This window comes from Tenacibaculum sp. E3R01 (genome assembly GCF_003318185.1).
Lineage (GTDB): Bacteria > Bacteroidota > Bacteroidia > Flavobacteriales > Flavobacteriaceae > Polaribacter > Polaribacter halocynthiae.
Map to the genome: position 1 here is coordinate 35,000 of NZ_QOCC01000022.1, position 14,928 is coordinate 49,927.

General features: G+C 28.3%; 14 protein-coding genes. 5 read left to right on the forward strand and 9 right to left on the reverse strand.

The window, feature by feature from the left end; genetic code table 11:
• Positions 1–176: 176 nt before the first annotated feature.
• Positions 177–5,672, reverse strand: coding sequence for an alpha-2-macroglobulin family protein (locus DS884_RS10955; protein ID WP_113786775.1), 5,496 nt, complete (start codon positions 5,670–5,672; stop codon positions 177–179).
• Between the two features lie 118 nt (positions 5,673–5,790).
• On the opposite strand from DS884_RS10955, the gene DS884_RS10960 reads away from it, so the two are divergent.
• The 3 genes from DS884_RS10960 to DS884_RS10970 are packed head-to-tail and all read left to right on the forward strand — an operon-like array spanning position 5,791 to position 7,339.
• Positions 5,791–6,372, forward strand: coding sequence for a tRNA-(ms[2]io[6]A)-hydroxylase (locus DS884_RS10960; protein WP_113786776.1), 582 nt, complete (start codon positions 5,791–5,793; stop codon positions 6,370–6,372).
• A gap of 49 nt (positions 6,373–6,421) precedes the next feature.
• Positions 6,422–6,859 (forward strand): DUF4268 domain-containing protein, encoded by a 438-nt coding sequence (locus tag DS884_RS10965; protein WP_093871531.1) that lies wholly within the window; start codon positions 6,422–6,424, stop codon positions 6,857–6,859.
• Between the two features lie 9 nt (positions 6,860–6,868).
• Positions 6,869–7,339 carry a CAP domain-containing protein gene (locus tag DS884_RS10970; RefSeq protein WP_233487151.1) on the forward strand — a complete coding sequence of 157 codons (471 nt, stop codon included), beginning with the start codon at positions 6,869–6,871 and terminating at the stop codon, positions 7,337–7,339.
• 9 nt (positions 7,340–7,348) lie between these two features.
• Here DS884_RS10970 and DS884_RS18570 read toward each other — a convergent pair whose 3' ends face one another.
• Both DS884_RS18570 and DS884_RS10980 read right to left on the reverse strand, forming a co-directional pair.
• The gene (locus DS884_RS18570) at positions 7,349–8,299 is read right to left on the reverse strand and encodes a C1 family peptidase (RefSeq protein WP_199488203.1); all 951 of its coding nucleotides are present in this window, start codon (positions 8,297–8,299) and stop codon (positions 7,349–7,351) included.
• 275 nt (positions 8,300–8,574) lie between these two features.
• Entirely contained in the window at positions 8,575–8,910 is a 336-nt protein-coding gene (locus tag DS884_RS10980; RefSeq protein ID WP_093871532.1) for a DUF4870 domain-containing protein, read from the reverse strand.
• 98 nt (positions 8,911–9,008) lie between these two features.
• Between DS884_RS10980 and mnmE the strand changes: the two genes are divergently transcribed.
• Complete coding sequence (gene mnmE / locus DS884_RS10985; protein ID WP_113786777.1) at positions 9,009–10,403, forward strand: tRNA uridine-5-carboxymethylaminomethyl(34) synthesis GTPase MnmE; 1,395 nt, start codon at positions 9,009–9,011, stop codon at positions 10,401–10,403.
• A gap of 114 nt (positions 10,404–10,517) precedes the next feature.
• Here the strand turns inward: mnmE and DS884_RS10990 are convergent, their stop codons facing one another.
• Together DS884_RS10990 and DS884_RS10995 are read right to left on the reverse strand one after the other, a co-directional pair.
• Positions 10,518–11,969 (reverse strand): T9SS type A sorting domain-containing protein, encoded by a 1,452-nt coding sequence (locus tag DS884_RS10990; RefSeq protein WP_113786778.1) that lies wholly within the window; start codon positions 11,967–11,969, stop codon positions 10,518–10,520.
• Positions 11,970–12,355: 386 nt separating this feature from the next.
• On the reverse strand, positions 12,356–12,592 hold the full coding sequence (locus tag DS884_RS10995; RefSeq protein ID WP_113786779.1) for a hypothetical protein: 237 nt from the start codon (positions 12,590–12,592) through the stop codon (positions 12,356–12,358).
• A gap of 41 nt (positions 12,593–12,633) precedes the next feature.
• On the opposite strand from DS884_RS10995, the gene DS884_RS18660 reads away from it, so the two are divergent.
• On the forward strand, positions 12,634–12,759 hold the full coding sequence (locus DS884_RS18660) for a DUF5777 family beta-barrel protein (RefSeq protein WP_233487152.1): 126 nt from the start codon (positions 12,634–12,636) through the stop codon (positions 12,757–12,759).
• A 55-nt stretch (positions 12,760–12,814) separates the two neighbouring features.
• Here DS884_RS18660 and DS884_RS11000 read toward each other — a convergent pair whose 3' ends face one another.
• The 4 genes from DS884_RS11000 to DS884_RS11015 form a co-directional block, all read right to left on the reverse strand.
• On the reverse strand, positions 12,815–13,000 hold the full coding sequence (locus DS884_RS11000; protein WP_147239398.1) for a hypothetical protein: 186 nt from the start codon (positions 12,998–13,000) through the stop codon (positions 12,815–12,817).
• 60 nt (positions 13,001–13,060) lie between these two features.
• Entirely contained in the window at positions 13,061–13,375 is a 315-nt protein-coding gene (locus tag DS884_RS11005; RefSeq protein ID WP_113786781.1) for a Crp/Fnr family transcriptional regulator, read from the reverse strand.
• A gap of 36 nt (positions 13,376–13,411) precedes the next feature.
• On the reverse strand, positions 13,412–14,293 hold the full coding sequence (locus tag DS884_RS11010; RefSeq protein ID WP_113786782.1) for a hypothetical protein: 882 nt from the start codon (positions 14,291–14,293) through the stop codon (positions 13,412–13,414).
• A 69-nt stretch (positions 14,294–14,362) separates the two neighbouring features.
• The gene (locus tag DS884_RS11015) at positions 14,363–14,863 is read right to left on the reverse strand and encodes a hypothetical protein (RefSeq protein WP_113786783.1); all 501 of its coding nucleotides are present in this window, start codon (positions 14,861–14,863) and stop codon (positions 14,363–14,365) included.
• Positions 14,864–14,928: the final 65 nt, after the last annotated feature.

Here is a 14,928-nt window from a genome sequence, read left to right on the forward strand (position 1 = left end):
TAAGGCGGCAAATATATAACTCAAGGTATTATTTCACAACACCTATTTTATTTTCCTTTTCAAACCATATTGATTTTCTTTACTTTAAAATTAAAAAAACATGGTTTATCTAATCATAAACCATGTTTTTTATTTAATTATAATTCACAAATTAAAAAGAAAATATTCTTATTTATTTACTTTATAACTTTAACCCATTGTCCTTTATTACGAGCTATATAGTCATTGTCATACATTGCTTCTACTTGAATACCTGGTAAATAATACTCTCCTAAATAAGAAGCATTCAATAATACTCTAAACGTTTTAGTTTCAAATTTATTTAAGGTAAAATAATTACTAATACTTGCATCTCTAATATCTGTATAATCAACTTTTGATGAATTAGTATTGTTTCCAAAATCTGTGAAACGAGTATTTATAATTTCCCAACCTGATGGTATAAATTGTGTTAAAGCTACATTTTCAACTTTCTCATTAGTTGAATTTCTTACAGTTACTTCTGCAACAAAATTAGTTCCTTGAGACAAACTATTTGGCTCAACTTTAACTCCTTCTTTTGATTTATAAACTACTGTTGCTTCTAAATTTTTTTGAACAACTTTCTCTTCACCAACTGGTAAAATTCCTTTATTAAAAACTCTTACATATAAAACTCCTTTATTTTTATTCGATACTTTTAATTTATTATCTTTTTGCAAGCCAACTAAATCTTTAATAAACAATGCTTTGGATGTGTTTATTTTTTCTACATTGTTATTAAATGAGTAACTAGCATTAATACCTGAACTATCTCCATTTTGAAGTGCATACTGGCTTATAGCTAATAAACTATATGACGTAGTTTGTGTACTCATCCAACTTTCACTAGATAAAGTTTCAGCAATTTCTTTAGCTAATTTAATTGCTTTTGTTTCTTCATTTAATAATGTATAGGTTTCTAAAGCCATTGCCTTATTTCTAGTTTCTGAACCATAATTATGGTAATACCTCTTAGAGTAATTTTGAGATGTTAAAGTATCTAAAATAGATTTTGCTATCGATTTTTTACCTATTAAAGCATAAGCTGCCGCTAATCTCATTTTAGCTTCATTAGAAATAGAATTGGTTTCTCTTAAACGATTCATTGATGCTAAATCAGGGCTATTTGCTAAACTCAAAGTGTATAATCGGTATGCTTGTGTTAAAGCATTATTATAATATCTTGAATTGTTTCTCCAATTTCTTGATTCTTGTTTTTGGTATTCAATCCATTTTGACCTAAATCCAATAGGTAATACATATCCTTTTTTAGCAGCTTCAATCATAAAGTGCCCTGCATAAGATGTTCCCCAACTATTTGCATTACCACTTCCTTGCCAATAAGATAAACCTCCATTTGATAATTGAAAGTTTGATAAACGCTGAATTGTTGCTTTTATGTTTCTTTCTATTGATTGTTTTTTCTCTACTGGTAGTTCAAATATTTCAGAAAGAAATAATTGAGGAAAAGCACTGGAAGTAGTTTGCTCAACACATCCATGTGGATATTGAATTAAATACCCCATACGTTTTGTAAAATTCATTGGTGGTAATGTAGACAATTCTATACCAACAGCATTTGTTCCTTGAGTTCCAAAAGTTGAAAAATTTATTTCACTTTGCTCGTTTGATTTTAAAATCAAATCTTTAACTTCTGTTGTTACAGGGTTTGGATTTAACACATCTATTTCTACTTCGTAAGATGCTTTTTCATTTCCAGAACTAGCTTCAATATTTACCTTACCTATACCTTTAAAATCATTAACTTTTAACGTAAAATATGCCATTTTTTCATCAGGCTGATTAAACGTAACAGTTTGTGTTTTGTCTCCAATAATAGTATAAGATTCATTAGGCTTCACTGTTACCTTTACTTTTTTTACTGAAGGTTTCATTGCAAATACAGTAACTGGTAAAGTAACTGTTTCTTTTGGTGTTATTTTACGAGGTAATGAAGCTAAAATCATTACGGGTTTACGAACAAAAGAAGTTTTTTCATCACTACCGTATGCTTCCTTTTTTATATCAGTTGCAACAACCATTGCACGAACAGAACCAACATATTTGGGTATTTTTACCACATGTTCCTTAGTATCTCCTTTTTCTAAATGAAAAGGCCCCAGATAAACAACCATAGGTTTAAACCTATTTGCTTTTTTGTTTTTACTACCAGCTTCAGCTTCATCTCCTCCTATACTTAATATTTGATTTACCTTACCTCCATAAGCACCTACCACATCATCAAAAATATCCCATGTTTTTACACCTAATGATTGACGTGCATAAAAAGTACTCCATGGATTAGGCGTTTTAAAACGTGTTAAATCTAACAAACCATCATCTACTAAAGCAATTGTATATGTCATTGCTTTCCCTTTTTTCTCTTTTACTTTAATTGTAGCTACTGATTCTGGTCGTAATTCATCAGCTATACTAATCTCTGGTTCTAATTTTGTAGCTGGATCATTTACCAACATTGGTATTGATCCATACATTCTTATTGGTAAATCATTTACTGTTTGACTATGTTTTTGTAACAATGATATATTTACAAAAACATTAGGTGTATAATTAGCTAACACTGGAAAACTAAATTCAGTTTGCTTAGCTTTTGTTTCTACCCAAAAATTATCTAATACTTCAACACCATTTTCAATGGTAATTAAAGCTCTTCCCCCTTCAGATGAGGGAAACTTTACTGTGGCTGTTTCATTTACTTGATACGATTCTTTATCTGTTGTAAATACCAACATCGTAGCATTTGTTTTGTCTTGACTTCCTTTTTTCTTTCCATACCAAGAAGGCCAATCGAAATATGCAATATTTGATGTTACATGTTTACTTTTTTTATCTCTTACTTTTATTAAATAACGCCCCCAATCACCTTCATCAACTTTTAAATCAAAAGAACCTTTACCAGCTGCATTCGTTTTTACCTGTAACGTTTTGTATGGTTGATGATAACGAGTTCCATCGTAATTCGAAAGTCCGTTATCAGATGTGCTCCACCACCATCTCCACGACAATTTGTACACCTTTACTTCTAGATTATTTCTAATACCTACTCCTAAATCATTAACTGAAGCTACATTAAACGTATACTTTTCATCTGTAAACAAATAATTTCTAGACTGTTGCTCTTCTGCATTTAATAATCCAACATACGAAGTATATGGTGATACTTTTTTAGAAAATACATCGGTACTAAAATCACCTCCATTTTCATACACTTTAGTTATAAAACTGGCTTTTAACATCCCTGGAGCTTTATTAGCCAATCTCGGTTTTACTGAAAAAGTTGTTTTTCCTTCATTGTTTAAAACTCCTTTTAAAACTTTGAATTCTTCCGTACCAAATCTTCTAGTAATATCATCAAACTTATAATTTGAATACTTAGGAAAAGCTGTTACCGTTTGAGTAAATTTCCCATTAATGTCTAACTTTAAATTTCTAGCAATGGCACCATGCAACCACTTTACTTCCACATCTCCATCAATAGATGTATTCGCCTTAATAAAATCTGCTTTTGTATTTAACTTAATTTTTAAACGGTTAGGCTTAATTGTTTCTATTTTTAAATTTTTATTAAAAACCGCCCCACCTACACTTACTCTTAACTTCCAATTTCCTGTTATTGCATCTCTATTAGTTTTAGGAGAATACGCATACACATTTTTGGGAATTTTAAATAATATTTTACGTTCAGTAATTTTCCCTTGCGGATTAATCAACTCAAATTTTATTGGATGTTTTTCTGGAATTGGATTCGCATTATCATTTAAAACAAAAGTTAAAAATAATTGATCTCCTGGTCTCCAAACTCCTCTTTCTCCATAAATATATCCCTTAATTCCCTTTTGAAGTTTCACTCCTGAAACATCAAACTTACTCATTGACAATGAATTTCCGTCATTCAGTTTAATATAGGTAGTATTATTATTTTTAGTTACAACAGCAAAAAAAGCATTGGTTATACCTTCAATTTTTACTATTCCTTCTTTATCTGTTGTTGTTTCAATAACTGGTTGCTGCTGTAAATTATATAACGTTACCTTAGCTCCTTCAACTGGCTTAGTTGTTAATAAATCAGTCACAGCAATAAAAGTTGTATTATTGTTTCCTTTTTTAACTATTACACCCAAATTAGTAGCTAAAATATTTGTGCTAATATTTTTATTATAAAAATAGGATTCAGTACAAGGATTTTTTCTATCACTCCAACGATAGCTACGATAATTATCATTATAATAGTTAGGATTATCGAACGCCTTAGTATTTACTTCTTTTTTACCATAAACTATTGTAGTTGTTGAAAGTGTTTCATCACAAGTGTAATTTGAATATTCTTTTTTAAATGAAAGCTCTACCCTATACATTGCTCCATTTTCAACAGTAATAATTTCTGCTAAATCTATAGCAAAGGCATTTTCTTTAGTCAAATCAACACCTTGATTTGTTAAGTTTACAGTATAACTTGCTACTGGCCTTCCTACATAACGTAAATTACCTTTATTACTTAGGTTGTTATATTGTAAAAACTGTAATACATTATCTTTATATATTTTATAAATAGTTGCATCAACAGCTTTAAGGTTAACAGCTTTAAAGTTTATTTTTAAATTTTTTGAATTTGGTATAATTGTTCCACTTTTTATAAAACTTACAAGCGGATTTAATTGTTTAAAGTGTAATGTTTTACTATAACTTTCTTTTAAAGCATATCCGTCAATACTTTTAAGTCCTTTAAATATTTCAATATCAACTTTATTTTTAAATGCTGCTTTTGGATAGATTGTTACTATATTGTTATTAATAGCATACGTAAAATATCTTTTTTGAGTATTTACAAACTGAATAAGCCCTTTTAAATCTTGATTCTTCTTTATTGCATCAGAAAAACTAATCTCTATATGTTGTTTTTCAGTATCAACAACTTCAATATTTAATACTTTAAAGTTGTTCTTTCCTGTAATTGATAATTCTCTTTCTCCTTTAGATACTGAGTTAATTGCTTTACCATTCCATAAGACATTTATACTTTTATCATCTTCAAATCTTTTTAATTTATCAATTTTAAAAGTCGCTTTAGAAACAAACTCTTCTGAAGTATCAAACTTTATATCTGTGGCTTTTCCATTATAACTTGCACTCACTAACTCTGAAAGTTTTGAGCTTTCAATTACATCACTCGCTGTTAAAACTCCTTCAATATAATATTCATCTTTATTTAATACAGTTGGTGACTTTAATGCTACATTAAATAACAGTTTTTTTGTTTTAATTTTAACAGTAAAATCTTTCAGGTTACTATCAATACCATCGTATAGTTTTGATAAATGTAAGGTTACATTGTATTCTTGATTACTTTTTAACTTTTCAGAAGGAACAAAAGTTAATAAGTTGTCTTTTAAAACAACCGTCCCTTTTACTTTAGGTGTTATCGTAAAAACATCATTTTTTACATCAGCTACATTTGCTTTATTCTTTAATAAAAAATCTAAACTAGAAGTCGTCGATATTAAATTCTCAGGAAAAACTGAAACATATTCACTATAATCATGAACATTACTTGCTTTAGACTCGTTTTTTTTACATGATTGTACACCCAATACAAATACTAGTAAAATGATGATTTGACAGACTCTTTTCATATTAAAATAGTTCTTTTTCTTAAAAAATATTTGAAGTACTTCAAAGTTAGTTATTTTACTTCTTGTTTTGGTTAAAAAGAGCTTATATTTTTTACTTTTACACTTTCAAATTTAAATTATGCTTGGATTAAAATTCGATACAGAAACTTCATGGGTTGACGTTGCTAAAAATGGATTACAACAACTATTAACTGACCATGCTTTTGCTGAACAAAAAGCCGCTTCTAATGCCGTTTCAATTATTATAAATTATTCTGAAGAAACAGCACTTGTTAAAGACATGAGTGATATTGCTATTGAAGAAATGGAACATTTTAGAATGGTTCATAATATTATGATTGAACGTAATATGGTGTTAGGTCAAGGAACCAAAAATGATTATGCTTTAAAGCTTCAAAAGTTTTTTCCGCATACAGGGAACCGTTCAGAAGCATTAGTACATAGATTATTAGTTGCTGCTTTAATTGAAGCTAGAAGTTGTGAACGTTTTAAAGTGTTTGCTGACAATTTAAAAGATGAACAACTTTCTAAATTTTATTTAGATTTGATGGTTTCTGAAGCTAATCATTATACCTTATTCTTAGGATATGCAAGAAAGTATATGGATAAGAATATTGTTGATAAAAAGTGGAATGATTTATTAGCATTTGAAGCTGAAATGATGAAAAATAGAGGTACTACTGCCAAAGTTCACGGATAATAGAGATACACGATAATTCAACAATTATTGAAAATTAATAACTCACATAATGTTTAGTAAAGAAGAATCTGCTCAATTAAGAAAAGAATTTTGGACTAGCTTTGGAAAATCTTTTCCAAGAAAATGGTTGTTATACAACACTAAAATAAAAGGATTTGCGTTTAAATTTCAAGCGGATAGAAAAAAAGCTTCTGTTTGCCTAGATTTTGAGCATCCTGAAGAAATAGCAAATGAGTTATTATACGATCAACTAATTTCATTAAAAAAAATACTTGAAACCGAGTACTTACCCGAAGTTATTTACAATGATAATTTTGAGTTAGATAATCGTAAAATAATTAGACGCATATATATTCCTTTTGAAAAAAAGTTTAGTATTCATAATAAAAACACTTGGAGAGACTGTTATGAGTTTTTTGTTGATACTATGACTGAATTTGAACTGTTTTTTTACGAATATGAAGATTTTATTAAGCAAGCCATATAATTCGATATAATGAAGAAACCTTTTTTTAAGTTTAATATTCTATTACTAGCTGTTTTATTTTTTACTTGTTCATCAGATAAAATTTCAGATATAAATGATCAAGCAAATACTTCTTTAGAAACTGAAATTTTATTATTAATTAACGATCATAGAGCTAGCTTAAATTTAAAAAAACTTGAAACACTAGCTGTTATAAAAACACAAACAAACAGTCATACTAAATATATGATTAAAAAAGGTAAAATATCACACGATAACTTTAATCAACGTGCTAATTATCTTCAAACAAATGCAAAAGCTACTAGCACTTCTGAAAACGTTGCTTCTGGATATTCTTCAGCAAAATCTGTAATTAAAGGCTGGTTAAATAGCACTGGTCATCGTAAAAATATTGAAGGCAATTATACTCATTTTAATATAACTGCTGCCCAAAACAATAAAGGAATTTGGTATTACACCAATATTTTCATGTATCAATAAAAACAAATTCTACCATCTAAAATATTTATTTTTTACTCGTACTTTTTTAATTATTAGTGCTTCTAAAGCAAAAATTTCATGGTAATCATAACTTATACGTTCATACCCTCCTACTCTCCATTGAGTTCCATATGAGTTTTTTATAATGAAACCTTCTTTATCATAACCAACAATGGCAACAGCATGGCCTCCATATTTATTTTTAGTATCAGTTATTTCCATCAATAGCTCACCCTTTACTATACGTTGATTAATATTTTGATATAAACCTTTAGCTACTGAATATTTAAGATAATTTCCACTTGCCCCTAATACTTTATATCCCACATCTGGCGTTATAGTATTAAATTTCCTAGAAGAAAAACTTTTCCAAGCATCTTGATATATCAGAGGATATGAAACAGGAATCGCTTTTATTCCATTACGCAATTGTTGTTTTATATATTCTATATCCTTCGCTTTCTTAGCATCTAAATATTCATAGTCAGTGACAAAAACCCTAGCCTTTTTCTTATATTTTGTAATCAATGTAAATAAGCCAACTTCACCTTCATATAAATATTTAGAAAACTGAGTTTCATTCATTTCTCTAGCTCTTTCATAATCTAAATTATAAGGTAAATATTTCTCTTCAATAACTCCATCCTTTTTTAAAGATTCAGGGTAAAACTTTAAAAAATGCCCTCTTTTAACTGCAGTTTTACCATCATACTGATATCCTTTTTGAAATGCATATAAATACTTCTCACTTAAATCTTTTGGTACATTAGGAAATGTTTCTAAAGCCGCTGCAATAGCAAATGCTGTACAAGTATATTTTACTCCTTGGTGTTTAACTGGTGATTGGCTTTTCCAATGAACTAATGGAAGAGATCTACTTATTTTAGTAAAATCTGTATTTTGAGAAAATGTAATTCCTACCAATAAAAGTAAGCCTAGAGTTAATGAATATCTCTTCATAGTTTATTGTTTTTTAAGTTAATACCATTTCTTATATGAAATAACCGTATAAAATTGTCTCTTTTGACTTGATGCTTCGTTATAAAATTGATCGATAGCTATGGCTATCCATAAATTTTATGTCTTGCCTGAAATCAAAATATCTCAATTAGTATTTCAGTAATTTCATATAAGAACTGGTATAATACTCCAAATATACAATAACTACATTTTTATATAAAAGTGAAAAACACCCTAAATTAGGGTGTTTTTTCGTTGATTTATTTTTTATTTTTTTATAAAAACTTAATACTAAAAGGATAGCTCGGTTCTTCATTATTACTTGCTTTAATAGCATTTAGTATCGGGAAAATAATATACGCAGCTCCTATTACTAAAAAGCCAAGTAAGCCCAAACCAAAAAATAACACTAAAGGAATACATATTAATAAATATAGAAACATAGTTATTCTAAAGTTTAAAATAGCTTTACCATGTTCATCCATATGTAAAATTTCATCCTTTTTTACAGCCCATATAATAAGAGGAACAATGAATCCTCCGATTCCTGTTACAAAATCTAATAATTGACTTAAATGGGTTAACACTAATAACTGATTATTTCTTTTCATATGTATATAGAGGTTGATTGTATTAATAAGACGCTTAACATGCAGTTTTGTTACAAAAAGTAAATTTATATCTCTATTTTACTATGTATATTTGCACCATGATTGAAAACGATACCATTATTGCTTTAGCTACTCCAGCAGGTGTTGGAGCCATTGCTATAATTAGACTTTCTGGGGAAAAATCTATTGAAATTACCGATACTTTTTTCAAATCGGTTAAAAAGGTTAAATCGCTACGCACCCAAAAATCTCATACACTACATTTGGGACATATTGTAAATAATGATATTGTTATTGATCAAGTATTAGTTTCTATTTTTAAAAATCCACATTCATATACTGGTGAAAATGTAGTAGAGATTTCGTGTCATGGATCAAGTTTTATTCAGCAAGAAATCATACAACTATTTTTACAAAATAGGTGTAGAATGGCTGATAATGGTGAATTTACCATGCGTGCTTTTTTAAACGGGAAAATGGATTTAAGTCAAGCAGAAGCAGTTGCTGATGTTATTGCTTCAAATTCTGCAGCTTCCCATCAAATGGCTATTCAACAAATGCGTGGTGGAATTACCAATGAATTGAAAGAGTTACGTGGTCAATTATTAGATTTTGCTGCCTTAATTGAATTAGAACTCGATTTTTCTGGGGAAGACGTTGAATTTGCCGACAGAACTAAATTTAAAGAGCTCGTTTCAAAAATCACGTTTGTACTAAAGCGATTAATTGATTCTTTTGCTTTTGGAAATGCCATGAAAAATGGAATTCCAGTTGCAATAATAGGAGAACCTAATGTTGGAAAATCAACACTTTTAAATGTTTTATTAAACGAAGAAAAAGCCATTGTTTCTGACATTGCAGGTACTACTCGTGATGCCATTGAAGATGAAGTAATTATTGACGGAGTTGCTTTTCGTTTTATTGATACAGCAGGAATTCGTGAAACTGAAGATATTGTTGAAAATATTGGTATAAAAAAGGCGTATGAAAAAGCAGAAAACGCTCAATTAATTATTTTCTTAATCGATTCAAATAAATTTTCTCATTCTAGTGATTTATTTTTAGAGGAAATTGAAACTATCAAAGAGCGTTTTCCTAATAAACGTTTACTAGTAATTGCAAATAAAATTGACACATTATCGTGTCATGACTCTTCTATTTTACAATCAGAAATTGAGCACTTAATTTTATTATCTGCAAAACAAAAAACAGGAATTGATGAACTAAGAAGTGAGTTAACTTCTTTAGTAAATACTGGAGCTTTAAGTAATAATGAAACTATTGTTACGAACTCCCGTCATTTTGAAGCTTTGAATAATGCGTTAATAGCTATTACTTCTGTTCAACAAGGTATTGACTTAGAAATTTCTACCGATTTATTTTCTATTGATATTCGTGAGTGTTTACGTCACCTAGGAAATATTACTGGTGAATATGATGTGGATAAGGATATTTTAGGGCACATTTTTGGTAATTTCTGTATCGGGAAGTAACTTCACAAAACTATCACACTCAAAAAAATACACCACCTTTATAAAAAAGGTAGTGTATTTCATTTTAAAGCTAGAAACTGTATAATCTAACCTATCAATAAATCTGATTACATTTTAATTTTTTACTATTTTTAGCACATTACTACTTTCTCTTCCTATTACTTTTACCATATAAACTCCTGGTTTTTGTTTAGATAAATCTATTTTTATTGAGGAAGATTTTACATCATCAGAAAAAACTAATCTGTTATATAAATTATGAACCTCTATTCTTGAAGTGTCATCAATTAATAATTTTGGTATTTCTATAGTTGTAATTGATTCCGTAGGATTTGGATATGCGCTAATTTCTTTTATATCTCCACCCACATTAGTACTTTTAGACTCACAATAATAAGGTGAAGAAAATTCAATATTTGTATTGAATACACCCTTTTTTGCTTTCCAAAAATGGTATCGTGTTGCATAAAACTGGTTACTGAATCCTATAATATCTGATGGTTTTCCTTGAATTATACCAGAAGTTCTTGAATCGTATTCAACTATTTTACCGGATATTTGGTCTGGATTTAACGTACTTTCCCACAAAAATGGTTGATAGTTAAAAGAAGTTCCATCTGAGATGAAAACTCTCATTTTAGTTTTACCACTTGATGTTTTATAAAAAGTAACAATATCGTCGTAGTTTTCACCCTTTCGATCTATGTTTAATGATAGCACACGTTTTGATATTTTAGAAGCTGTAAAATCTGTAGATGGATTAGATACCCACCATCCAACAGAACTCTGATATGAGAAGCCTGAGCCATTTGATAACCATACGTGAATTCGAGTATTTCCTCCACCATAATCATAAAAAGCAGCAATATCATCTACTTTACCATCTTTATCAAAATCACCAGAAACTACACGATCGGTTATTCTACTTGCAGTATAACCTGAACTATTCCACCAACCAGTAGAGTACTGGTAAGAAAAGGTATTTCCATTAGAAAGGAATGTATGTATTCTAGTTTCTCCGTTTCCATAATCATAAAAAGCAGCGATATCGTCCCAAAATCCATCATTGTCAAAATCACCAGAAACTACTCTTCCCGTTATTTTATCAGGATCATATCCATTAAGAGAATAAGGACTACTTTGTGTAAACGAAGGTTGTTGCGCCCCATCACTTTTAAAAAGATCGAAACGCATGCTAGAAGCACCTGTTTTATTTATTAATATAAAATCATCTATATGTCCATCATTATCAAAATCACCTTTAACCATCCTTCCTTTTACATTTTCTAAATCATAATTATTAAAATTGGAATTTACATTTAAAGTCCTATCTCCATTACCATTACTAGTAAATGTGTAAAGTTTAAACTTATCTATAACATTATTATATCGTAGCATAACAACATCATTAATAAGTTTATCATTTGAATCGTTTTGAGAAAAATTACCAGAGACTATGTAATCTGTAGCATAGAATGGATAGAAATTACAACCTTCATAAATTTGAGCAAAAATTGAATTCGTTATTATTAAAAAAATGCTTATTAATTGTATTCTTTTTTTCATATTATTTATACTTGTTTGGTTATTATTTTAAAAGATTTAAACTAAATAGTACTTAAAACTATTAAAGCTAACCTTATAATTTAGGAATAAAAATATAGAGCAATTACGAGTTCTAAAACAAGGAATAAATTTTTGATGATTTTGAAGTAATAAGTGATGGTTTTAAATAAAAAAGCGTTTTTATTTAAATTAATGAACTTTATTTAAGCTAAAGAATCAGATTGAAAAACTGTCTTTTTTACGTGAATAAACTGGTCTCTTATTACCATTGTTTAAATGGATAATAACAGGTTTATCAAACTCACAAAACATTGAATCATTTAATTCTATTAACTGAAACGAATCTTAAATAAATAATTTAGCTACTTTATCTATTCCAATTAAACTTATTCAATTTTATATGGAATCATTAAAGTAACTAATGTTCCTTCTTTTCCAAATATTTTTCTGTTTTGTACTTCTATTGCTCCTTCATTGTTAAATTCTTTAGATAGCATTGCTAAACGTTCAGAAGTAATTGTAGTTGCCAAAGAATTTTTGTTATTTTCTAATTTCTGATTAATTTCATCAATCCCAATTCCGTTATCTTCAATAGTACAAATTAATTTTTCTCCTTTAAACATTAAAGTTACCTTAATTTGCTTATTTTCTATTTTATTAGGAAATGCGTGTTCAATTATTATTTTCAAATGCTAGAGGTAGTAATGATGGTGCTTTTTTAACTAAGGCACAAGGTGATTGGAGCACTGGGGATATTTCATTAGGTTTTAATGTTGTAAGAGTTTTTTAACGCATAAAACCTTCTTTTCAAGATAAAATCTTTCTTATAATTAAGAAATATTTTTTTATTTCCCCCTAACTCTACTAAGAGTTTCTTGGCTAATTCCCAGCATAGAAGCAATATGACCTAAATTTGCTATTTGAGTAATTTTTGGAAACACATTAATTAACAATTCATACTTTTCTTTAGCTGTTAAAAAATAATACCCTTTATAAAAATCATCAATTATAGCTATCTGCTCCTCCATCATTAAACGTCCAAATCGCTCTAAAGTTGGATAATTTTGATCTAATTCTTGCCAATCATTGTATTAAATTGCAAAAACTAGTATATTACTAGTAGCTTCAATATACTCCAATGAAGGTTTTTTTAAAATATAACTATGCCACGAAGTAAATATTGATTGCTCCGGATAAATCCAATGCGTAATATCTTTACCCTTTTGAAATAAGTACGTTCTTACAGTTCCTTCAGATAAAAAATATAAATGTTTACATGTTTTGCCTTCTTCTACTAATAACTCATTCTTGCTATATTTTTTTTTAACAATAACATTAGTAATAGCCTTTTCTGCCTCTTCAGAAAGAAAAACATATTGTTTTATGAATTCAATAAAATCTTGCATAAAGCTAATTTAAGAAATGCTATACAAAAGTTAAAATTAATCAACACTAATTGTTTCAATTTTAATTGGAGATAGCATCCAAAACATATCCTCTGATTTTTGTTGTACATACCAAATAAAAACACCTTTTGTATGCTTATTTTGAAGTTTTCTTTTTAGCACAAAAGCAGGAATCCATAATAATCTAACTTTCCCTGTACCATTCCAGCCAGCTTTTAATAACATTTCTCGAACTACTTTTGTATATTCTTTATAGTTTAAAATATACTCAGCAGGATCAAGAGTTACCTGAATATTATCAATAAATGTGTGACGACTAACCTTAAAAGACTTTAATAGTTCGGGGGGATAAGTTATGATTGATTTCTTTATAAGATTCCATTCTGAAAAATCTTCTTTATCATCTATTATGTTCTTATATTTTTTTTGCTCACCAGTACAATAATGTTGGTACACTTTTTTATTCGCCCAATATTCAATTTCATTAAAATCATCATTGATAGTACATTCAAAATAAAGCTTGTTGTTTTTATACTTTTCAAACTCTTTTTTCGAAAACACCTTCTTTTTATCTATGGTCATATTAATTTTCAGCACCGTGTCTGAAGTTATTTCATATTTAAAAATTTCTTGTTTATAAAAAGCTTGAGTAGTTTTAATAAAAAGAGTGTTGTTAATCAATTTGTTTGAACAAATTTTAAAGAAAAACTGACCATCAAAATCCGATACTCTGGTATCAATCCATTTTTTATGTTCATTCATAAACTCAACAACTACTCCTGTTAAAATATCATTCGTAGTGTTATCTCTAATTACCCCCTTAATTTTATGAACACTTCCTTTTTTAAAAGGAATATTTGTTTGAGAATGAGAAACAAAACTATAAATAAATGCAATAATGATTATTTTATACCTCATAGGTTCAATGTATCTTTTTTAAACGAAGTAACAAAAGCTATTAACTTTGAATACTACAATTTATAATTCTTAGTTTTTTAGTAAAAAAACACTCAATAGTAGTAATAAAAAGCCAAGTAACATCATAAAAATTCCTGCAAAATATTCTTTTGCTTTATAGCTTTCATGAGTTAATAATACTTCATCCTCAGATATCAACTTCAATACATTATTTGCAATCTCACCTTGGTTTAATTTTTTATAATACACCAAAACCTTTGTACCCTCTTTTAACTTCCTTGTTAACTCGGCATAATTTTGATTGTTATTATAACTATAAAAAGCTTCATTCGTAGTATTCAACTTTATTTTTAGAATTTTTAAATTAAAATAAATTGAATATTTACCCGTAGCCTTCGTTCTTTTTAAAACAACCTTTGCATGCTCTATAATCCCTTTTTGCTGATGAATACTTTTTAGATCTCTTGAATAATTTTCTTTTAAGGTAGAAAAACCCAGCCAGATAAGTAGTATTGAAACTCCAATTGAAAAAACAAAAAAAACACTTTTTTTAATGGTTTTTATATTCATGTTTCATATTTTTTAGTACCTATTTTAATTACTTAAATTCAATTTTAAGACCATATTATCATAAC